This is a genomic window from Caulobacter sp. ErkDOM-C, from assembly GCF_048541825.1.
Lineage (GTDB): Bacteria > Pseudomonadota > Alphaproteobacteria > Caulobacterales > Caulobacteraceae > Caulobacter.
The window spans coordinates 409,590-430,857 of record NZ_CP183332.1; the positions used below are offsets into that span (position 1 = coordinate 409,590).

Sequence of the window (21,268 nt, forward strand, 5' to 3'; positions counted from 1 at the left end):
TCAGCCTCTCTCCACTTTGAATTTTCGCGGGTAATCCCGCAGAAGGAACCAAGATGAACCAGGAAGTCCTGAACATCTTCAATCCGGTCCAGGCCGCTCCGACCTTCGACCAGATCCGCATCTCGCTGGCCTCGCCGGAAAAGATCCGCTCGTGGTCGTTCGGCGAGATCAAGAAGCCCGAAACCATCAACTACCGCACGTTCAAGCCCGAGCGTGACGGCCTGTTCTGCGCCCGTATCTTTGGCCCGACCAAGGACTACGAATGCCTGTGCGGCAAGTACAAGCGCATGAAGTACAAGGGCATCATCTGCGAAAAGTGCGGCGTTGAAGTCACCCTGGCCCGCGTTCGTCGCGAGCGCATGGGCCACATCGAGCTGGCCTCGCCGGTCGCCCACATCTGGTTCCTGAAGTCGCTGCCGTCGCGTATCGCCATGATGCTCGACATGCCGCTGAAGGACATCGAACGCGTCCTGTACTTCGAATACTACATCATCACCGAGCCGGGCCTGACCCCGCTGAAGCAGCACCAGCTGCTCAGCGAGGACGACTACATGCGCGCCCAGGAAGAGTACGGCGATGACAGCTTCACCGCCGAGATCGGCGCTGAAGCCATCCAGAACCTGCTCAAGGCGATCGACCTCGACAAGGAAGCCGAACGCCTGCGCGAAGAGCTGGCCGGCACCGTGTCGGACATGAAGCAGAAGAAGTTCAGCAAGCGCCTGAAGATCCTCGAAGCCTTTTCCGAGTCGGGCAACCGCCCCGAGTGGATGGTTCTGACGGTCGTGCCGGTGATCCCGCCGGAACTGCGCCCGCTGGTGCCGCTGGACGGTGGCCGCTTCGCCACCTCCGACCTGAACGACCTGTATCGCCGGGTCATCAACCGTAACAACCGCCTCAAGCGCCTGATCGAACTGCGTGCGCCCGACATCATCATCCGCAACGAAAAGCGGATGCTGCAGGAGTCGGTCGACGCCCTGTTCGACAACGGCCGTCGCGGCCGCGTCATCACCGGCGCCAACAAGCGTCCGCTGAAGTCGCTGGCCGACATGCTGAAGGGCAAGCAGGGTCGCTTCCGTCAGAACCTGCTGGGCAAGCGCGTCGACTATTCGGGCCGTTCGGTCATCGTGGTCGGTCCCGATCTGAAGCTGCACGAGTGCGGCCTGCCCAAGAAGATGGCTCTGGAGCTGTTCAAGCCGTTCATCTATGCGCGCCTGGACGCCAAGGGCCTGTCGGGCACCGTCAAGCAGTCCAAGCGCATGGTCGAGCGCGAACAGCCCCAGGTGTGGGACATCCTCGAAGAGGTGATCCGCGAACACCCGGTGATGCTGAACCGCGCGCCGACGCTTCACCGTCTGGGCATCCAGGCGTTCGAGCCCAAGCTGATCGAGGGCAAGGCCATCCAGCTGCACCCGCTGGTCTGCGCCGCCTTCAACGCCGACTTCGACGGCGACCAGATGGCTGTCCACGTGCCGCTGTCGCTGGAGGCGCAACTCGAAGCGCGCGTCCTGATGATGTCGACCAACAACATCCTGTCGCCCGCTAACGGTCGCCCGATCATCGTGCCGTCGCAGGACATCGTCCTGGGTCTGTACTACCTGTCGGTCGCTCGCGAAGGTGAGCCGGGCGAAGGCAAGATCTTTGCCGACCTGGGCGAAATCGAAGCCGCCATGGACGCCGGCGTTGTTAGCCTGCACGCCAAGATCAAGTCGCGCTTTACTGAAGTTGACGCCGATGGCGTGGCGCGCCGCCGCGTGATCGACACCACGCCGGGCCGGATGAAGATCGCCGCCCTGCTGCCGCGTCACCCGCAGGTGGGTCACCGCCTGATCGAGAAGGCCCTGACCAAGAAGGAAATCGGCAACCTCATCGACATCGTCTACCGCCACTGCGGTCAGAAGGCGACGGTGATCTTCGCCGACCAGATCATGGGTCTGGGCTTCAAGGAAGCGGCCAAGGCCGGCATCTCCTTCGGCAAGGACGACATCATCATCCCGAAGCGGAAAGAGGCGATCGTCGCCGAAACCCGCACCCTGGCTGAAGAGTACGAGCAGCAATATGCTGACGGCCTGATCACCAAGGGCGAGAAGTACAACAAGGTCGTTGACGCCTGGGCCAAGGCCACAGATCGCGTCGCCGACGAGATGATGGCCGAGCTTCAGATGAAGCATCTGGACGAGAACGGCCGCGAGAAGGAGATCAACTCCATCTACATGATGGCCCACTCCGGCGCTCGTGGTTCGCAAGCCCAGATGAAGCAGCTGGGCGGCATGCGCGGTCTGATGGCCAAGCCTTCGGGCGAGATCATCGAGACCCCGATCGTCTCGAACTTCAAGGAAGGCCTGACCGTTCAGGAATACTTCAACTCGACCCACGGCGCCCGTAAGGGCCTCGCGGATACCGCGCTGAAGACCGCCAACTCGGGCTACCTGACCCGTCGTCTGGTCGACGTGGCGCAGGACTGCATTATCGTCGAGGAAGACTGCGGCACCACGCGGGGCATCACCCTGCGCGCCGTGGTCGAGGGCGGTGACGTCCTGGTCTCGCTGGGCATGCGCGTCCTGGGCCGCTTCTCGGCCGAGGACATCAAGGACCCGGCGACCGGCGAACTGGTTGTGCCGGCCGACACCTACCTGACCGAGAACATGGCCGACGCGATCGAAGCGGCTGCCGTGCAGTCGGTGAAGGTGCGTTCGGTCCTGACCTGCGAAGCCAAGGTCGGCGTCTGCGGCGCCTGCTACGGCCGCGACCTGGCTCGCGGTACGCCGGTCAATATCGGTGAAGCGGTCGGCGTCATCGCCGCCCAGTCCATCGGCGAGCCCGGCACCCAGCTGACGATGCGTACCTTCCACATCGGCGGCACCGCCCAGGTGGCCGAGCAGTCGTTCTTCGAAAGCAGCAACGACGGTACGGTCCGCGTGACCGGCGCCACCGTTGTCGGCACCGAAGGCTTCCTGATCGTCATGAGCCGCAACACGGCCGTGAGCGTCCTGGTCGACGGCAAGGAACGCGAAAACTACAAGCCGCCTTACGGCGCGCGCCTGAAGATCAAGGACGGCGACAAGGTGAAGCGTGGCCAGCGTCTGGCCGATTGGGACCCCTACACCACCCCGATCATCACCGAAGTGGCCGGCAAGATCCGTGCGGAAGACCTGGTGGACGGCTTCTCCGTCCGCGAGGAAACCGACGAAGCCACCGGTATCGCGCAGCGCGTGATCGCCGACTGGCGGACCTCGGCCCGCGCCGCCGACCTTCGCCCTGCCATGGGCGTTCTGGCCGAGGACGGTTCCTATGTCCGCCTCGCCAACGGCGGTGAGGCTCGCTACCTGATGTCGGTCGGGGCCATTCTGTCCGTCGGTGACGGCGACATGGTCAAGCCGGGCGAGGTCATCGCGCGGATCCCCACCGAAGGCGCCAAGACCCGCGACATCACCGGCGGTCTGCCGCGCGTCGCCGAACTCTTCGAAGCCCGCCGTCCCAAGGACTGCGCGGTCATCGCGGAAATGGACGGCCGTGTCGAATTCGGCAAGGATTACAAGAACAAGCGCCGCATCAAGATCACCCCGGAAATCGACGCCGACGGTAATCAGGGTGAACCGGTCGAGTTCCTGATCCCCAAGGGCAAGCACATCGCGGTGCACGATGGCGACTTCATCGCGCGCGGCGAGTACATCATCGACGGCAACCCGGATCCGCACGACATCCTGCGCATCCTGGGCGTCGAGGCCCTGGCCAACTTCCTGGTCGACGAAATTCAGGAAGTTTACCGACTGCAAGGCGTGCCGATCAACGACAAGCACATCGAGACGATCGTTCGTCAGATGCTGCAGAAGGTCGAGATCCTCGAGCCGGGCGATACGGGTCTGATCAAGGGCGATCACCTCGACAAGCCCGAGTTCTATATCGAGCAGGACCGCGCGGTTTCGCGTGGCGGCCGTCCGGCCACCACCCAGCCCGTGCTGCTCGGCATCACCAAGGCCTCGCTGCAAACCAAGAGCTTCATCTCGGCCGCGTCGTTCCAGGAAACGACCCGCGTCCTGACCGAAGCCTCGGTGCACGGCAAGACCGACACCCTGGAAGGCCTGAAGGAAAACGTCATCGTGGGTCGTCTGATCCCCGCCGGTACGGGTTCCTATCTGCGCAGCCTGCAGCGCGTCGCCGCCAAGCGCGACGAGCAACTGGCCCAGCAGCGCGAAGATGCGATGGAGCCTTTGCCCGAGGCCATCGCTCTGGCGGACGCCGAATAGGCCCAGAGCGCGGGAGCCGGACTGGCTTCAACCCTCTAGAACTTTGGAAGGCCCGGGAGCGATCCCGGGCCTTTTGCGTTTCGACCCCGGTTGACGGCCTCGGTGCAAAATCCTGCGGCCCGACTACGGTTTGATCCCCAGGCTCTGGTCCGACTTCTTGCGGCCAATGCCGTCGGTGTCGCCCATCACGAACGGGATGTCCTTGGCCTGGCCGAGACCATCACGGCTGCGATGGTCGACGCCCGGGGCCATGGGGGATTCCAGATAGCGGCGGTAGGCCGCTTGCCCTGCTGCGACCTGATCGAAGGCCGCGCGTTTGCGCGGGTCGATGGGCGCTTCGGCATAGACTGGAGCCTTGCGCGCCGCCTCGCCCCACCGCTCTTGGCAGCGCTCCTGTTCCCGCCGGTTCAACCCGACTGCAGGCCCATTGGCGCAGCCCACGCCGCTGCCGCGCAGGGCGGCGCGCAGATCGCCCCTGGGGCCTTCGGGCAGGGGGGCGGGATGCAGGGCCGTTCCGGGTCGCGGCGCGGCCGGCAGGCCCGGAACCATCAGCGGCGCCACGGGCGAGCGAAAGACCGCGCGGGGCGTTCGCGCCTGGATCTGGCCGGGCGCGCTGGCGGCTGGGGCGTCGGACGGGGTCTGCGACGTCCGGTCGATCCGCTCCAGGGTCACCGTCAGGGCGTCCTCGTCATTGGAGTGGTCGGGAAAGGCCTCGATGCGGGGAAAGGCCAACAGGGCCAGCACCAGTGCGTGGGCGGCGAGGGAGCCGGCCAGAACAGCGCTCGGTCTCAGCGGTTTGGAGCGCGCCGTTGGCAAGGTCACTGATCATTCGACAAAAGGGTACAAGGCCCGCAGCCTCGCCATTGGAAGTGGCGAAAGCGTGGCCTTTAAGGCCTCATTAACCGACGCAATCACCGGCGTTGACGCGGATCGACTTCGCGAGTAAATACCGCGCTCTTTCGAGGTGGGCCCTGCGCCCGTCCTGATAAGCGCCCGTCCCCTACCGACGGATTGCCCGCCGGAACGCTTTCCGCGTCCCGGCGAGTTTCGTGTTTATCGGGTCTCCATCCGGAGCCTTGCAAGCCGGAATACATGACTAGGACCCGAAGCGCCTCGGCCGACAGGCACACGCTTCCATCAGAGCAGAGACTTAATGCCTACCGTCAACCAGCTCATCCGTAAGCCGCGCCAGCCTAAGCCGGTCCGGAACAAGGTGCCCGCCCTCAAGGGCTGCCCGCAACGCCGTGGTGTTTGCACCCGCGTCTATACGACGACCCCGAAGAAGCCCAACTCGGCTCTGCGTAAGGTCGCCAAGGTCCGTCTGACCACCGGCATCGAAGCCGTTTGCTACATCCCGGGCGAAGGCCACAACCTGCAGGAGCACTCGGTGGTGCTCATCCGCGGCGGCCGCGTCAAGGATTTGCCCGGCGTCCGTTATCACATCCTGCGCGGCGTCCTCGACACCCAAGGTGTCAAGGATCGTAAGCAGCGTCGTTCGCTCTACGGCGCCAAGCGTCCGAAGTAAGGAAAAAGAAGCATGTCACGCCGCCGTCGCGCCGAGAAACGCCAAGTTCTGCCGGACCCGAAGTTCGGAGACCTGGTGGTCACCAAATTCATGAACTACGTGATGTACGAGGGCAAAAAAGCCGTCGCCGAAAACATCATCTATGGTGCTTTCGACATCATCGAAACCAAGCGCAAGGACCAGGGTCCCCTGGAAACCTTCCACTCCGCCCTCGACAACGTCGCCCCGGCGATCGAAGTCCGGTCGCGTCGCGTTGGCGGCGCCACCTATCAGGTGCCCGTGGAAGTCCGTCCGGACCGTCGTCGCGCCCTGGCCATCCGTTGGCTGGTGACCGCTGCGCGCAAGCGCGGCGAGAACACCATGACCGAGAAGCTGGCCGGTGAACTGCTCGACGCTTCCAACAACCGCGGCACCGCGGTGAAGAAGCGCGAAGACACCCACAAGATGGCTGAAGCCAACCGGGCGTTCTCGCACTACCGCTGGTAACCTTTCTTACCAGCACTCTTTCAGGCGCGGGCGGTTTGCGATAAACCGCCCGCGCCGCACGTTTAAATGTCCCTGCCTCACGGCAGCGCTACGCAGAGCTCCATCATGGCCCGCCAGCATAAAATCGAAGACTACCGTAACTTCGGCATCATGGCGCACATCGACGCCGGGAAGACGACGACGACCGAGCGGATCCTGTATTACACAGGTAAGTCGCACAAGATCGGCGAAGTCCACGACGGCGCCGCGACCATGGACTGGATGGACCAGGAGCAAGAGCGCGGCATCACCATCACGTCCGCCGCGACGACCGCTTTCTGGAAAGAAAAGCGCCTCAACATCATCGACACCCCCGGCCACGTCGACTTCACGATTGAAGTCGAGCGCAGCCTGCGCGTGCTCGACGGCGCTGTCGCCGTTCTGGACGGCAACGCCGGTGTTGAGCCCCAGACCGAAACCGTCTGGCGTCAGGCTGACAAGTACAACGTTCCGCGCATCGTGTTCGTCAACAAGATGGACAAGATCGGCGCCGACTTCGACAAGTCGGTCGAGTCGATCCGCGACCGCCTGGGCGCCAAGGCCGTGCCGATCCAGTTCCCGATCGGTTCGGAAAACACCCTGAGCGGCCTGGTTGACCTGGTCCGCATGAAGGCCGTTGTCTGGGACAACGACGCCCTGGGCGCCAACTTCCGCGACGAAGAAATCCCCGCCGACCTGCTGGACAAGGCCGTTGAGGCTCACGCCTATCTGGTTGAAGCCGCCGTCGAAATGGACGACGAGGCGATGGAAGCCTATCTGAGCGGCGAAGAGCCCTCGGAAGCCGTGCTGAAGAAGTGCATCCGCAAGGCCGTGCTGACCGGCGCCTTCTATCCGATCCTCTGCGGCTCGGCCTTCAAGAACAAGGGCGTGCAGACGCTCCTGGACGCCGTCGTCGACTACCTGCCGTCGCCGCTGGACATCCCGCCGACCAAGGGCATCGACTTCAAGACCGAAGAAGAAATCGTCCGCAAGGCCTCGGACGAAGAGCCGCTGTCGGTTCTGGCGTTCAAGATCATGGACGACCCCTTCGTCGGTTCGCTGACCTTCTGCCGCATCTATTCGGGCAAGCTGGAAACCGGCATGGGCCTGCTCAACGCCACGCGCGACAAGCGCGAGCGCGTTGGCCGCATGCTGCTCATGCACTCCAACAACCGCGAAGACATCAAGGAAGCCTTCGCCGGCGACATCGTCGCTCTGGCTGGCCTCAAGGACACCCGCACCGGTGATACCCTGTGCGATCCGCTGAAGTCTCCGGTGATCCTGGAGCGCATGATCTTCCCGGCGCCCGTGATCGAAATCGCCGTCGAGCCCAAGTCGAAGGCCGACCAGGAGAAGCTGGGCGTCGCCCTGCAGAAGCTGGCCGCCGAAGATCCGTCCTTCACCGTCTCGACCGACTTCGAAAGCGGCCAGACGATCCTGAAGGGCATGGGCGAGCTGCACCTGGACATCAAGATCGACATCCTGAAGCGGACCTACAAGGTCGAAGCCAATATCGGCGCGCCGCAGGTTGCCTATCGCGAAAGCCTGGGTAAGACGGTCGACATCGACTACACCCACAAGAAGCAGACCGGCGGTACGGGCCAGTTCGCCCGCGTCATGATCACCTTCGAACCCGGCGAGCCCGGTTCGGGCTTCGTGTTCGAAAACTCGATCGTCGGCGGCGCGGTGCCCAAGGAATACATCCCGGGCGTCGAAAAGGGTCTGAACTCGGTCAAGGACAACGGCCTGCTGGCCGGCTTCCCGCTGATCGACTTCAAGGCCACCCTGACGGACGGCAAGTACCACGACGTCGACTCCAGCGTGCTGGCGTTCGAAATCGCGTCGCGCGCCGCCTTCAAGGAGCTGCGCGAAAAGGGCGCTCCCAAGCTGCTCGAGCCGATCATGGCCGTCGAAGTCGTGACCCCGGAAGACTATCTGGGTTCGGTCATCGGCGACCTGAACAGCCGTCGTGGCATGATCCAGGGTCAAGACATGCGCGGCAACGCCACGGTGGTTAACGCCTTCGTGCCGCTGGCCAACATGTTCGGCTACGTGAACACCCTGCGGGGCATGTCGCAAGGCCGCGCCCAGTTCACCATGCAATACGATCACTACGAGCCGGTGCCGCAACACGTCGCCGACGAAGTGATCAAGAAGTACGCGTAAGCTTTTCCCTCCGGGAAAGCCTGCACGAAGCAAGCAGAGAGGGCTCCGATAGGGGCCCTCTCAACAAGAACCCCAGAAATTCCCATTAATTTGAGGCCCCTCTGGGGTCCTAAGGTAGAGAAAAATGGCCAAGGAAAAGTTCGAACGTAACAAGCCGCACTGCAACATCGGCACCATCGGTCACGTTGACCATGGCAAGACGACGCTGACGGCTGCGATCACCATCACGCTGGCCAAGACCGGCGGCGGCAAGGCGATGAACTACGCCGACATCGACGCTGCGCCGGAAGAAAAGGCCCGCGGCATCACGATCAACACCGCGCACGTGGAATATGAGACGGCCAACCGTCACTACGCCCACGTCGACTGCCCCGGCCACGCCGACTATGTGAAGAACATGATCACCGGCGCCGCGCAGATGGACGGCGCGATCCTGGTGGTTTCGGCCGCCGACGGCCCGATGCCCCAGACCCGCGAGCACATCCTGCTGGCCCGTCAGGTCGGCGTTCCCGCCCTGGTCGTCTACATGAACAAGGTCGACCTGGTCGACGACGAAGAGCTGCTCGAGCTGGTCGAGATGGAAGTGCGCGAGCTGCTTTCGTCGTATGACTTCCCGGGCGACGACATTCCGATCACCAAGGGCTCGGCCAAGGTCGCCATCGACGGTGGCAACCCGGTGATCGGCGAACAGTCGATCCTGGCGCTGATGCAGACGGTTGACGACTACATCCCGCAGCCGGCGCGTCCGCTGGACCTGCCGTTCCTGATGCCGGTCGAAGACGTGTTCTCGATCTCGGGCCGCGGCACGGTTGTGACCGGTCGTATCGAAAAGGGTATCGTCAAGGTCGGCGAAGAAGTCGAAATCGTCGGCATCCGTCCGGTTCAGAAGACGACCTGCACGGGCGTCGAAATGTTCCGCAAGCTGCTCGACCAAGGTCAAGCTGGCGACAACGTCGGCGTCCTGCTGCGCGGCACCAAGCGCGAAGACGTCGAGCGCGGCCAAGTGCTGTGCAAGCCGGGTTCGATCACGCCGCACACCAAGTTCGTTGCTGAGGCCTATATCCTCAACAAGGAAGAAGGCGGCCGTCACACCCCGTTCTTCACCAACTATCGCCCGCAGTTCTACTTCCGCACGACGGACGTCACCGGGATCATCAAGCTGCGCGAAGGCGTGGAAATGATCATGCCGGGCGACAACGCCGAGCTGGACGTCGAGCTGATCACCCCGATCGCCATGGACCAGGGTCTGCGCTTCGCCATTCGCGAAGGCGGCCGTACGGTCGGCGCCGGCGTGGTTGCCAAGATCGTCGAGTAGTCGACCGATCTTCAGCGACAAGCTGATCTAAAAGCGAAGGCCCCGGCGGAAACGCCGGGGCCTTTTGCTTTGGGGGGGCGCGTGTCGGCCGACTGACCGGCCAGGACGCCCCGACCCTGGAACCCTTGCCGCACCCGGCGCATCTGGTTCTAATCCCCTCGACGTCTGATCCTGGGGAACGGCATGACCAACACATCCAAGCGCTCTGGCCTTGTGCAGGACCGCCGCGCACTACTGACGGGGGCCGCCGCCCTCACCCTGTTCACACCGGGCCTGACCTTCGCCGCCAGCGGGGACCTGACTGCGGTCCGCAAGGCGGCCGAAACCGGCTTTGACGCCTCGGTCAAGCGCATCCAGGACTGGATCGCCCTGCCGTCCATCGCCGCCGAAGACCGCGACATGGACAAGGGCGCCGACTACATGATGGCCCTGGCCCGCGACGCCGGCTTCCAGCAGGTCGAGAAGGTGCCCACCGATGGCTATCCCGGGGTGTTCGCCACCCTGGACGTCGGCGCCAAGCGCTGGATGGGCATCTACTTCATGTACGATGTGAAGCAGTTCGACCCCGCCGAATGGAGTTCGCCGCCGCTGGAGGCGCGCATCGTCGACAAGCCGGGTTTTGGCAAGGTCATCGTCGGTCGCGGGGCCGTCAACCAGAAGGGCCCCGAGGCGGCATTCCTGGCCGCGCTTCACGCCCTGCGGGCGGCCGGTCGCAAGTCGCCGGTCAATCTGGTGCTGGTCTGCGAGGGCGAGGAGGAGATCGGCAGTCCCCATTTCCACCAGATCGTCACCCGGCCGCACATTCTGGCGGCGCTGAAGCGCTGCGAGGGCGTGGTCATTCCGGCGGGCTGGCAGAGCCCCAGCAATGGCGGCGTCAGCGTCAATCTGGGGGCCAAGGGGGTGGTCGAGTTCGAACTGGTGGCCAGCGGCGCCAAATGGGGGCGGGGGCCCAAGACCGATATCCATTCCAGCGAGAAGGCCCGGGTCGACAGCCCCGCCTGGCGTCTGGTCCAGGCCCTGGCCACCCTGGTTACGCCGGATGGCAATACCCCGGCGATCGACGGCTATTTCGAGAAGGTGCGGCCGCTGACCGCGCGCGAACGCGAGTTGATCGCCCTGGCGGCCCAGCGGATGAGCGAAGCCGACGCCAAGCGGGCCCTCGGGGTCGACCGCTGGATCGACGACCTGCCCTGGGAAAAGGCCCTGGAGCGCCTGGCCTCGCAACCCACGGTCAATATCGAGGGGCTGGTCTCCGGCTATACCGGCCCTGGCGGCAAGACCGTGCTGCCGGGCCGCGCCGTCGCCAAGATCGACCTGCGCCTGGTGCCCAATATGACCATGGCTGACTGCGTGGCCAAGCTGCGCGCCCATCTCGACAAGCGCGGCTTCCAGGACATCGAGGTCAATGTCAGCGGCGGCTATGATCCGACCGAGACCGACGAGAACAGCCGCCTGATCCGCGCTGAGCTCAATAGCTACAAGCGTCTGGGGGTCGAGACCTCGGTCTATCCGCGACTGGCAGGGTCATGGCCGGGCGCGGTCTTCACCTCGGCGCCCGTCGGCCTGCCGGCCGGACAGTTCGGCCTGGGTCACGGCAGCGGCGCCCACGCCCCCAACGAATATCTGGTTATCGAGTCCTCCAATCCCAAGGTCGAGGGGCTGGTCGGGGCGACCATGAGCTATGTCGATTTCCTGTACGAGATCGCCTCGATCCGCTGAGAGATCTTCATGAAAAAAGGGCCCCGGTTCGTACCGGGGCCCCTGATTCTAGAGCCGGTCGGCCGGCGCCCCGTCCGGCGTCGCCGTGACCGGCGCTTCGCGCGGCGTGGTCCAGCGCGCCAGTTTGGGCTTCAGCCAGTTTTCGAAGTCGTCGACGATCTCATAGACCACCGGCACCAGCACCAGCGACAGGACCGTCGAGGTGATCAGCCCGCCGATCACCGCCACGGCCATGGGCTGGCGGAACTCGGCGCCCTTTCCAATGCCAAGGGCGGTGGGCAGCATGCCGGCCATCATCGCCAGTGTGGTCATGATGATCGGACGGGCGCGTTCACGACAGGCTTCGAGGATGGCGTCGCGCTGGCTCTTGCCGGCCCGTTCCTCCTCGATGGCGTAGTCGACCAGCAGGATCGAGTTCTTGGCGGCCAGGCCCATCAGCATCAGCAGGCCGATCAGCGACGGGATCGACATGCTCATGCCGCAGACCAGCAGGCCCGCAAAGGCGCCGCCGATGGCCAGCGGCAGGGCCGACATGATGGTGATCGGCTTGAAGAAGCTGCCAAACAGCAGGGCCATGACGCCGAACACCAGGAAGATGGCCGAGAGCAGGGCGATGGCGAAGCCGCCGAACAGTTCGCCCATCGCTTCCTCGGTGCCGCCCGTGGCCTTCTCGACCCCGGCCGGCAGGTTTTTCATGATCGGCAGATTGTCGACTTCAACGGTGGCTGAGCCCAGCACAACGCCGGGCTGCAGATCCGCCTCAGTGGTCAGCTGGCGCTTGCGGCCATAGCGCTCGATCTTGGCCGGACCGGCCTGGAACTCGACATCGGCCACGGCGTCCAGGCGCGTATAGCCTCCGGACGCTGTCGGCAGCTGCAGAGCCTTGATCTGGGCGAGGTCGCCACGAATGTTGTCGGGCAGGCGCACCCGGATCGGCAGACGGCGCTCGCCGTCGGTCAGCTTGGCGACATTGGCGTCGATGTCGCCCACCGTGGCGACGCGGGCGACGGCGGCGATGTCGGCGGCCGAGACGCCCAGGCGAGCCGCTTCATCGGCGCGCGGGCGGATGACGATCTCTGGACCGCTGGGCGGCGAGGCCGGGCGCGGGTCGGCAATGGTCTTCAAGCCGCGCATCTGGCGTTCCAGCGCCAGGGCGGCGCGTTCCAGCGCCGTGCCGTCTTCGCTGGTCAGGATGGTGGAGACCTCGGCCGAGCCGTCATCGCTGAGCAGATTGACCCGAACGTCGGGCAGATCCATCAGCTTGTCGCGCATCAGGGCCTTGATCTCGGGGACCCGCAACTCGCGCTCGTCATGCAGCACGATGGTCACTGTGCCGTCGCGCAGGTCGCTGCCGCCCGAGCCGCCGCCGGGACCGCTGGCGGCGATCACCGACCCGACCTGGGCGAAGACGTGGGCAGTCTCGGGGCGCGCCTTGAACAGCTTGGTGATCGACTGGACGGCGCGGTCCATGTCGGCCGCCGTGGCGCCCGGCGGGCCCTGGACCTTGAGATAGTAATAGTTGTTGTTGGCCGGCGGCTGGAATCCAGCGGGCAGGTTGCTGGCCATGAAGAGCGAGAAGGCGAAGATCACGCCGCCGATGACGCAGGCGACGATCCGGTGGTCCAGCGCCCATTCCAGCACGTTGCGATACAGGCCCTTGAACGGCTTGCGCGGGTGGGGGTTGGTGGCCGGCTTGAGGAAATAGGCGGCCAGCAGCGGCGTCAGCAGACGCGCCACGACCAGCGAGAACAGCACCGCCACCGCGACGGTGAGGCCAAACTCCCGGAAGAACTGACCGGGAATGCCGGGCATGAAGGCCACCGGCGCGAACACCGCCACGATGGTGAAGGTGGTGGCCACGACCGCGAGCCCGATCGCGTCGGCGCCGACCATGGCCGCCGCATAGGGACGCTCGCCGGCGGCGATGCGTTTTTCGATATTCTCGATCTCGACGATGGCGTCATCGACCAGGATGCCGATCACCAGGGTCAGGCCCAGCAGGGTCACGACATTGAGCGAAAAGCCCATGATCGCCATGAAGATGAAGGTCGGGATCAGCGACATCGGCATGGCGATGGCGGTGATCAGGGTGGCGCGCCATTCGCGCAGGAACAGAAACACCACCAGAGCGGCCAGCAGCATGCCTTCGAGCAGGGTGGTCCGTGTGGCCTCGAAGCTGGCGCGCGTGTCGTCGACGATGGAGTAGATCTTGGTGAAGGTGACGTCAGGGTGGGCCTCGACCAGCTTGTCGATGGCGATAATGATGGCGTCCTCGACGCGCACATCGCTGGCTTCCTTGGTCTTGCTGACCTGGAAGGCGACCACGGGGCGGCCATCCAGACGGGCGAAGGAGCGGGCCTCGCCAGCGCCGTCGCCAACCTCAGCCACATCGGTCAGACGCACGAAGCGTCCGCCGCTGGTGGGGATGGTCACGGCCCGGAGCTGCTCGACGGTGCGGGCTGCGGCCAGGACGCGGACAGTCTGTTCGCGCGCGCCGATCGCCAGTCGTCCGCCCGGGGCATCGACGCTGAAACTGGCCAGGGCCGCGTTGAGCTGCGGCGCGGTCAGGCCGGCGGCGGCCATGCGGTCGGGGTCGATGACAATGTTGATCTCGCGATCCACGCCGCCGACCCGTCCGACCTGGGCGACGCCCTTTTCGCCCTGCAGGCTGCGGCTGATGGTGTCGTCCACGAACCATGACAGCTCGCTGATCGTCATGGACGGGGAGGACACCGCGTAGGTGATGATCGGCAGCGAATCCAGGTCGACACGCTGGACGATCGGCTCGTCGATCTCGCGCGGCAGCAGGGCCCGCGCCTGATCGATCTTGGAGCGCACCTCGTCTGTGGCCTTTTGCAGGTCCTCGCCGATCTCGAACTCGATCGAGGTGGTCGAAACGCCCTGCACGACCGATGAGCGGATGCTCTTGACGTTGGAGATGCCGGCCAGGGCGTCTTCGACCTGACGGGTGATCTGGGTTTCCATCTCGCCGGCGGCCGCGCCGCTCTGGGTGATGGTCACCGCCACCAGCGGGAACGAGACATTGGGATACTGCTTGATGGGCAGCATCATGTAACTGGCGACCCCCGCCAGGATCAGGGCGATGAAAAGGACCGCGACCGGGATCGGGTTCTTGATCGACCAGGCAGATATGCGAACGCCGGCCATTAGCGAGCGGCCTTGCCATTGGCGTCGGTCGGCTTGACCAGATCGCCGTCGAGGGTGAAGGCCGAGCCGCCCAGCAGCACGCGCGAGCCAACGGGCGGGCCGTCGAGCAGTTCTACCCAGCCGCCGCCGCGCTGACCGGTGCGGACGGGCGCCTGGCGGGCGCGGTTGGAGGCGTCGACGGTGACCAGGGACGAGCCTTCGGCGTCATAGCGGATCGCGGTTTCGGGCGCGGCCTTCACCTTGCGGCCCGAGGCGGCGAAGATGGCGCGGCCAAAGCCGCCCGGGCGCAGGCCTGAATCGGTGGGCAGGCGCAGGCGCACCTTGCCCAGGCGCGTCGCCGCGTCGATGCGCGGACTGATCAGGCGCACGACGCCCGACACCGAGCGGCCGTCGGGCAGCATGACCTGGGCCGATTGACCGACCGCGAGGGATGACAGCTGGGCGTCGCCCACCTCGGCGTCCAGCTCGACCAGGCCGTCGCGGGCGATGCGGAACCAGGGCATGGTGGCCCCGCCCGAGATTTCGCCGGGGCGCACGGTGCGTTCCAGAACCCGTCCGCCCACCGGCGCGGTGATGGTCATGCGGCTCGAGCGCGTGCGCAGTTCGGCCAGGGCCGCTTCCTGGGCCTTGGCGGCATAGCGACGGCTTTCGATCTGTTCCTGGCTGAGGACGCCCTGGCCGTCCAAGCCAGCGACGCGCGCGGCCTCGGCCTGGGCCTGGGCGGTCAGCGCCGCCTGCTGGGCGATCTGGGCGCGCAGCAGGGTGTCGTCCAGTTGGACCAGGGGCTGGCCGGCGCGGACATAGGCCCCTTCCTCGACATAGACCCGGGCCACGCGATAGCCGGCCAGCTCCGAGCCAACGGCCGCCTCTTCGCGCGGGACCAACTGGCCCGAGGCTTCGAACCCGGCGCCCAGCGGGCGGCTTTCAACGCGGCCGACGGTGACGGCGCGGGCCCCCTGGTTCGCGGCCGTGGCGGCGGCGGGCTCGTCCTTCTTGCCGCCGCAGGCGGTGAGGCCAACGGTCATTGTCATCAAGGCCGTTGTCAGGAGCAGGGTGGCGATCAGGGGGCGGTTCATCGGGGAGGATCTCATCGCGAAGAGGCTTTTTCGGGAAGGGCTTGGGGCGACCAGCCGCCGCCAAGCGCCTTGTAGGACTGGACGGCGCGTTGCAGGGCCTGGCCCCGCGCGCCGCTGAGAGCCGTGCGGGCGGCGCGCCAGGACTGTTCGATCTGCAGGGCCGATGTCAGGTCGGTCAGACCCGCAGCGTAGCCGCGACGGCTGGCCTCGTAGGCCGTGGCCGCGCGACGCTCGCCGGCGCTGAGCAGGGCGACCCGGCGCTGATCGGCCGACAGCTGGAGCAGGGCGCCCTCGGCCTCGCCGAACGCGGCCTGCACCGACCTCTCGTAGGTGATGGCGGCCTGCTCGGTGCGGGCATCCTGGGCGTCGATATCGGCCAGAAGCTTGGGGATGTTCAGCACAGGGATCGACAGGTCCAGGCCGATCGACCACGCCGAGCTGGTGGTCGAGGACGTGGCCCCCGGCGTCAGGAAGCTGGGCGAGATCGCCTTGGTCAGGCCAATACCCGGCGACAGGGTGAAGGTCGGGAACAGCGCCAGCTCGTTGACCTTGAGATTGGCCGAGGCTGAGGCCAGCCGGGCCTGGGATTCGCGGACGTCGGGGCGGCGGGCCAGCAGGGTTCCGGGGATGGCGGCGGGCGCGGGCGGCGCATCGGCCAGTGCGGCAGGAACCGGCAGGCTGGCCAGGGGATCGATCCCGCGCCCGACCAGGATCAGCAGGCTGCGGCGGGCGACCTGAAGCTCGGCCTCCAGGCTGGCGACCTGGGCCTCGGACTGGGCCAGATCCGCGGCGGCGCGGTCGGCGTCGGAGCTCGGCGACAGCCCGCGCGTGGCGCGTGTTCCGGCCAGGTCGGATAGCGACCGGGCGATGCGGGCGCTCTCGCGAGCGTCTTCCAGCTGCACGGCCAGGACGCGAGCCTGAAAATAGGACTGGGCGACATTGGCGGCCAGGGCGGCGCGCGCGCCTTCATAGGCAAAGCGACTGGCGGCCAGATCGTTGTTGACCACCCCCATGGCGGCGCGGCGGCGGCCGATCAGGTCCAGTTCCCAGCTGACGTCGAAACTGGCGCGGTAGCTTTCGCTGTCGCCGCTCTGGGTAAAGCCGCCCGGACCGCTCTGGTCGACGATATCGGTGCTGGTGCGACTGGCTGAGCCGGTCAGCGGCGTGGAGGGAATATAGAGCTGCCGCACCTGGCCCCGGCGCACGGCGCGGGCCTCGTCCAGGCGCGCGGCGGCCAGGCGGGCGTCCTGGCTCTGCTCCAGGGCGGTGTCCACCAGCTGGGTCAGGGCCGGATCGTTGAACACCGTCCACCAGCGGTCCAGCGTCTGGTCGGGCAGGGGAGCCCCGGCTGTGACCTCATAGGCGGCGGGCAAGCGGGTTTCGGCTGTGTGGCGTGGGGCGGTCGCGCAACCGGCCAAGGCCAGTCCCGTCAGGGCCAAGGCCATAGCCGACATGCTCGCGCCCGACCTGAGCCGCGGGCCGGTCTTGCTAGGATTCATCTGCCAGTACTCGGGCGCGCTAGGGAACAATGGGGGAGGCGTCATCGGGCTCAGTCGGTTCGGGACACAGGGGCGGTAGCCCCGAGGCTTGGAGGTAGATATCGACGACTTGGTCCAGAAAGGTCTCGATGGCGCGGCGTTCGGCGGGGTCGAGGTCAGAAATCACGCCGCTCAGGGCATCGAGCATCGGCGCCAGTAGCGCGAAGGCCCGCACCTCCGAAGCCTCCACCGGAACGACGAAGATTTTGCGACGATCGATGGTCTTTCGCTCGCGGGTGACATGGCCGGCGCGCTCCAGACGGTCCACGATCTGGGTGGCGGCAGCGGTCGTCACCTTCAGCTGACTGGCAAGTTGGCTGGGCGTCAGGGTGCGTGCATCGATCAACAGTTCCATCGCCGCCATGTCGGTGACGTTGACCCCCAGGGTTTCGCCGATCTTCTTGCTGATCTCGAGGTTCAGAAACGAGATCGCCTTCAGGCGCTGCATGATCGGGTCGTGCAGCCTGTCGGCATAGGCGGCGCGGGGCGCGCATTCGGACGGTCCTGAATCGCCAATCATGTACGGGGATTATCATTAAGCAACTTAGCAATCAAGGCGCTTAGGGATGTTCCGCCCCCGGACCGACGTTCACTTGCCTTCAGCAGGCGTAGCCGATCGTGGCCGCCTTCCCGGCTCCTGGCCACGACAGGCTTGGCCGGATGAAGGCGGTTCGCGCGTTCACGCGACAGACAGTTGCGTCCCTTGGAAACATACCGCATCATCGAAACAGGCGTTCGGATTCAGGTTCGGGGCCCGCCTTGCGCCGTTGTGTGAGGCAGTAGGCTTGCGTTTTCCGGTATCCGGCTCAGGGAGATCCCAGGCGTGTCGGTTGGGTGCGGTGCATCATCAGGTTTCGAAAATGCTGCGGCGCCAGATTTCGCTCTCGATGGCGTGATTTGGCCAGAGACCTGCCTTGCAAGGCGTCCAGACGACTGAGATCGACCACGGCCCCCTAAAAATAAGCACCAAAAAAGCAAACGAGGGAGGGAAGCATAATGAAAAGAACCGTGTTCCTGCGCGGCGGCTCGTCACTGGCGTTGGCCATCGCCCTAAGCGCCGGGGCGGCTCACGCCCAGACCCGGCCTGACACCACGCCCACTGAGGTCGAGGAAGTCGTCGTCACCGGCTCGTTCATCCGTGGCACGCCTGAGGATGCCGCCCTGCCGGTCGACGTGATCGGCGCCGAAGAGCTGCAGAAGCGAGGCTCTCCCTCCACCGTTGAACTGCTCAAGGCGCTGTCGGTTTCGAACGGCGTGCTGGGCGACACCAACCAGTTCGACAGCCGCGCCCAGGGGTCAGAAGGCTCCGGTTCGGTCAATCTTCGCGGCCTTGGCTCGCAGCGCACCCTGGTGCTGCTGAACGGCCGCCGCCTGGCGATCAACCCGTTCGGCGCCGCCGGCGCCGGCATCGTCGACACCAACATCATCCCCGCCGCCGCCATTGGTCGCCTTGAAGTGCTCAAGGACGGCGCGGCGGCGACCTATGGCTCGGACGCCATCGCCGGCGTCGTCAACTTCATTACCAAGAAGAACTTCAGCGGCCTGGAAGTGGGCGCCGACTACCGGATGATCGACGGCTCGGACGGCGACTACAGCCTCAACGCCACTTTCGGCAAGGTCTGGGACAACGGCAATCTGCTTGTCAGCGCCGGCTGGCAGCACCGCTCCAAGCTCAGCGTCGCCGAGCGCGACTGGGCCAACACGCCCTATCTTGCCAATCCGGAAGCCGGCTATTCTGCGGCGGGCAGCCCCTCGACCTTTATCCCTCTGGCCAGCTCCACAAACGCCATGCGCGATCCGGCCTGCGGCGGTCTCGGCGGCTTCCCGGGCTTCAGCGGCCTGACACCGGTCTGCTACTGGAAATACACGCCCTTCGACAATCTCGTGGAGAAGTCGGACGGCATCCAGGTCTATGGCGAGGTCAATGCCGACCTGTCGGACAAGACCAGGTTCCATGTCGAGGTTCTCTACGCCCACACGGACGTTCCCGACTGGAACACCTCGCCGTCCTATGCGGCGCTAGCCGTTCCAACGGCTGAAGCCTCGGCCATTCCCGGACGCTTCGTCGTGCCGGCCAGCAATCCTGGTCTGCAGGCCTTCATCGCCGCCAATCCCACGGTCAGCCTAACCAGCCTGGTCAATGGAACCCAGTCCACCGCTCCGGGCTCGATCTTCGCCTTTGGCGCGCTCAACGTCGCCAACCGGCCGTTCGGCATCGGCGGCAATCCGGCTTTCGACTACGGCCCGTCGATTGGCTCGCGCAGCTTTGACGCGTTCCGGGTGTCTGGTGACCTGAAGGGCGAATTCGATAACGGAATCGGCTGGGAAATGGCCCTGACCTATTCCCAGCAGATCGGCATTCGGACCGGTTACGACACCCTGGTGAACCGATATGCCCTGGCCCTGCAGGGCCTGGGTGGTCCGACCTGCGACAGCAACTCAAGCCTGCCTGGCATTCAGGGCACGGCCGGGGTCGGCGGTTGCATGTACTTCAACCCCTTCGCCAGCGCGATCCCCAGCAATGCCATCACCGGCGTCGCCAACCCGGCCTACAACTCGTCCCTGGCGATCAACAAGGACCTCGCCAAGTGGTTCTTCCAGAAGCTGTCGACCAAGCAGTCCTCGCGACTGTTCGTTGGTGAGGCGGTGCTGAACGGCAAGACCGCCATCACCCTGGCGGGCGGCGACGTGGCCTGGGCGGCGGGTGTCCAGTATCGCCGCACCTATTTCAAGGCTGACTATAACGACATCAGCAACGCGGCGATCAATCCGTGCGTCAACACGCCCGACTTCGGCGTCACGACCTGCACGGGCTCGCAGCGCAACGGCCCCTTCATGTTCCTGGGCGTGGGCAACGAGGCCGACAACCAGTCTGACGTGATGGCCGCGTTCGGCGAACTGTCGGTGCCGGTGACCGACAGCTTCCAGGTGCAACTGGCGGCCCGCTTCGAGGACTATGGCGGCGCGGTGGGCGACACCTTCAATCCGAAGATCTCGGCGCGCTGGCAGGCCCTGCCCTGGCTGGCCGTGCGCGGTTCAGCCGGCTCTACCTTCCGCGGGCCGCCAGATCCGATCACCACCACCACCTCGGTGACCTCGCTGCAAAGCATCCTGGGCACGTTCCGGGCCGTCGACATCTTCGGCAACCCCAACCTGGATCCGGAAAAGGCCAATACCTACAATGCCGGCCTGCTGTTCAAGGCGGGCAACCTGAAGGCCAGCATCGACTACTTCCAGTTCGACTTCAAAAACCCGATCGTCACCGAACCAGTGGCGGGCATCGTCAACACCCTCTATCCGAACGGCGCCACGGGGGCCAATAACTGCGCGCTCTATCCGACCCTGGCCGCGCGGTTTACCTTCAACGGCGCCTGCGGCCCGCCGACCACGATCGCCCGCCTGAAGACCAACTACATCAACGGCGCAGCGGTGAAGAACTCGGGCTTCGACTTCTCGGTCGACTACCGGTTCGACAACGTCCTGGGCGGGGATCTCTCGGTCGGCGGCAACGCCACCTACATCGCCGAATACAAGGTCGGCGCCACCAGCGTCGAGGGCGTGGTGGTCGAGAAGGCCTTCGACGCTGTCGGCCTGCTGAACTACCAGACCACGGTCGTGCCGATCCCGCAGTGGAAGGGCGACATCCATGGCGAGTGGAGCATGGGGCCGCACAATGTGCGCCTGACGGTCCACTATATCGACTCCTACACCGACCAGCGCACGGCGCCCTTCGCGGCCAACGCCTACAAGGACACCACGGGCGCAGGCGTGCAGATCACCAACGGCAAGACGATCGACGCCCAGGTCCTGACCGATCTGGCCTATCGCGTCTTCCTGCCCTGGGACACCACGCTCACTGCGGCGATCACCAACCTGTTCGACAAGGATCCGTCCTACGCCCGTCTGGACCTCGGCTACGACCCCTTCACCGGGGATCCGCTGGGCCGGACCTACAAGGTGGGTCTGCGCAAGAAGTTCTAGTTCTCGCTGGAGCGATCAAGACGGAAGCGCGC

Annotated in this window: 11 protein-coding genes and 1 pseudogene; 7 read left to right on the top strand and 5 right to left on the bottom strand. The window is 65.5% G+C overall.

All coding sequences use genetic code 11. The features are described from left to right. Positions 1-53: 53 nt before the first annotated feature. Positions 54-4,244 (top strand): DNA-directed RNA polymerase subunit beta', encoded by a 4,191-nt coding sequence (rpoC, locus tag ACN2C8_RS01990; protein ID WP_419254131.1) that lies wholly within the window; start codon positions 54-56, stop codon positions 4,242-4,244. Between the two features lie 123 nt (positions 4,245-4,367). Here the strand turns inward: rpoC and ACN2C8_RS01995 are convergent, their stop codons facing one another. Beyond that, positions 4,368-5,066 carry a hypothetical protein gene (locus ACN2C8_RS01995; RefSeq protein WP_419254132.1) on the bottom strand — a complete coding sequence of 233 codons (699 nt, stop codon included), beginning with the start codon at positions 5,064-5,066 and terminating at the stop codon, positions 4,368-4,370. Between the two features lie 331 nt (positions 5,067-5,397). Between ACN2C8_RS01995 and rpsL the strand changes: the two genes are divergently transcribed. From rpsL to ACN2C8_RS02020, 5 genes are all read left to right on the top strand, one after another. Then, complete coding sequence (rpsL, locus tag ACN2C8_RS02000; RefSeq protein ID WP_007661566.1) at positions 5,398-5,769, top strand: 30S ribosomal protein S12; 372 nt, start codon at positions 5,398-5,400, stop codon at positions 5,767-5,769. A gap of 12 nt (positions 5,770-5,781) precedes the next feature. Continuing rightward, complete coding sequence (gene rpsG, locus ACN2C8_RS02005; RefSeq protein WP_419254133.1) at positions 5,782-6,255, top strand: 30S ribosomal protein S7; 474 nt, start codon at positions 5,782-5,784, stop codon at positions 6,253-6,255. A gap of 105 nt (positions 6,256-6,360) precedes the next feature. Continuing rightward, positions 6,361-8,439, top strand: coding sequence for an elongation factor G (fusA, locus tag ACN2C8_RS02010; RefSeq protein ID WP_419254134.1), 2,079 nt, complete (start codon positions 6,361-6,363; stop codon positions 8,437-8,439). Positions 8,440-8,563: 124 nt separating this feature from the next. Further along, the gene (tuf, locus tag ACN2C8_RS02015) at positions 8,564-9,754 is read left to right on the top strand and encodes an elongation factor Tu (protein ID WP_419251742.1); all 1,191 of its coding nucleotides are present in this window, start codon (positions 8,564-8,566) and stop codon (positions 9,752-9,754) included. A 183-nt stretch (positions 9,755-9,937) separates the two neighbouring features. Further along, positions 9,938-11,473: a M20/M25/M40 family metallo-hydrolase gene (locus ACN2C8_RS02020; RefSeq protein ID WP_419254135.1), complete on the top strand. Its 1,536-nt coding sequence runs from the start codon at positions 9,938-9,940 to the stop codon at positions 11,471-11,473. Positions 11,474-11,521: 48 nt separating this feature from the next. On the opposite strand, the gene ACN2C8_RS02025 is transcribed toward ACN2C8_RS02020, so the two are convergent. From ACN2C8_RS02025 to ACN2C8_RS02040, 4 genes are read right to left on the bottom strand one after another with little or no spacing between them, the layout of a single operon-like run. After that, on the bottom strand, positions 11,522-14,641 hold the full coding sequence (locus ACN2C8_RS02025; RefSeq protein ID WP_419254136.1) for an efflux RND transporter permease subunit: 3,120 nt from the start codon (positions 14,639-14,641) through the stop codon (positions 11,522-11,524). Further along, entirely contained in the window at positions 14,641-15,717 is a 1,077-nt protein-coding gene (locus ACN2C8_RS02030) for an efflux RND transporter periplasmic adaptor subunit (protein ID WP_419254137.1), read from the bottom strand. Before ACN2C8_RS02030 ends, ACN2C8_RS02025 begins: the two co-directional genes overlap by 1 nt. A gap of 11 nt (positions 15,718-15,728) precedes the next feature. Next, on the bottom strand, positions 15,729-17,216 hold the full coding sequence (locus tag ACN2C8_RS02035; RefSeq protein WP_419254138.1) for an efflux transporter outer membrane subunit: 1,488 nt from the start codon (positions 17,214-17,216) through the stop codon (positions 15,729-15,731). Between the two features lie 19 nt (positions 17,217-17,235). Next, positions 17,236-17,775 (bottom strand): MarR family winged helix-turn-helix transcriptional regulator, encoded by a 540-nt coding sequence (locus ACN2C8_RS02040; RefSeq protein WP_419254139.1) that lies wholly within the window; start codon positions 17,773-17,775, stop codon positions 17,236-17,238. Positions 17,776-17,963: 188 nt separating this feature from the next. Between ACN2C8_RS02040 and ACN2C8_RS02045 the strand changes: the two are divergent. Continuing rightward, a pseudogene (locus tag ACN2C8_RS02045) lies at positions 17,964-21,236 on the top strand (TonB-dependent receptor); the annotation flags it as partial. Between the last annotated feature and the right edge of the window lie 32 nt (positions 21,237-21,268).

Excerpts from the sequence above, each read along its gene's own strand:
- rpsG (WP_419254133.1), top strand. The coding sequence starts at position 5,782 with ATGTCACGCCGCCGTCGCGCCGAGAAACGCCAAGTTCTGCCGGACCCG.
- tuf (WP_419251742.1), top strand. The coding sequence starts at position 8,564 with ATGGCCAAGGAAAAGTTCGAACGTAACAAGCCGCACTGCAACATCGGC.
- rpsL (WP_007661566.1), top strand. The coding sequence starts at position 5,398 with ATGCCTACCGTCAACCAGCTCATCCGTAAGCCGCGCCAGCCTAAGCCG.
- ACN2C8_RS02035 (WP_419254138.1), bottom strand. The coding sequence starts at position 17,216 with ATGAATCCTAGCAAGACCGGCCCGCGGCTCAGGTCGGGCGCGAGCATG.
- ACN2C8_RS02025 (WP_419254136.1), bottom strand. The coding sequence starts at position 14,641 with ATGGCCGGCGTTCGCATATCTGCCTGGTCGATCAAGAACCCGATCCCG.
- ACN2C8_RS02030 (WP_419254137.1), bottom strand. The coding sequence starts at position 15,717 with ATGAACCGCCCCCTGATCGCCACCCTGCTCCTGACAACGGCCTTGATG.
- rpoC (WP_419254131.1), top strand. The coding sequence starts at position 54 with ATGAACCAGGAAGTCCTGAACATCTTCAATCCGGTCCAGGCCGCTCCG.
- fusA (WP_419254134.1), top strand. The coding sequence starts at position 6,361 with ATGGCCCGCCAGCATAAAATCGAAGACTACCGTAACTTCGGCATCATG.
- ACN2C8_RS02040 (WP_419254139.1), bottom strand. The coding sequence starts at position 17,775 with ATGATTGGCGATTCAGGACCGTCCGAATGCGCGCCCCGCGCCGCCTAT.
- ACN2C8_RS02020 (WP_419254135.1), top strand. The coding sequence starts at position 9,938 with ATGACCAACACATCCAAGCGCTCTGGCCTTGTGCAGGACCGCCGCGCA.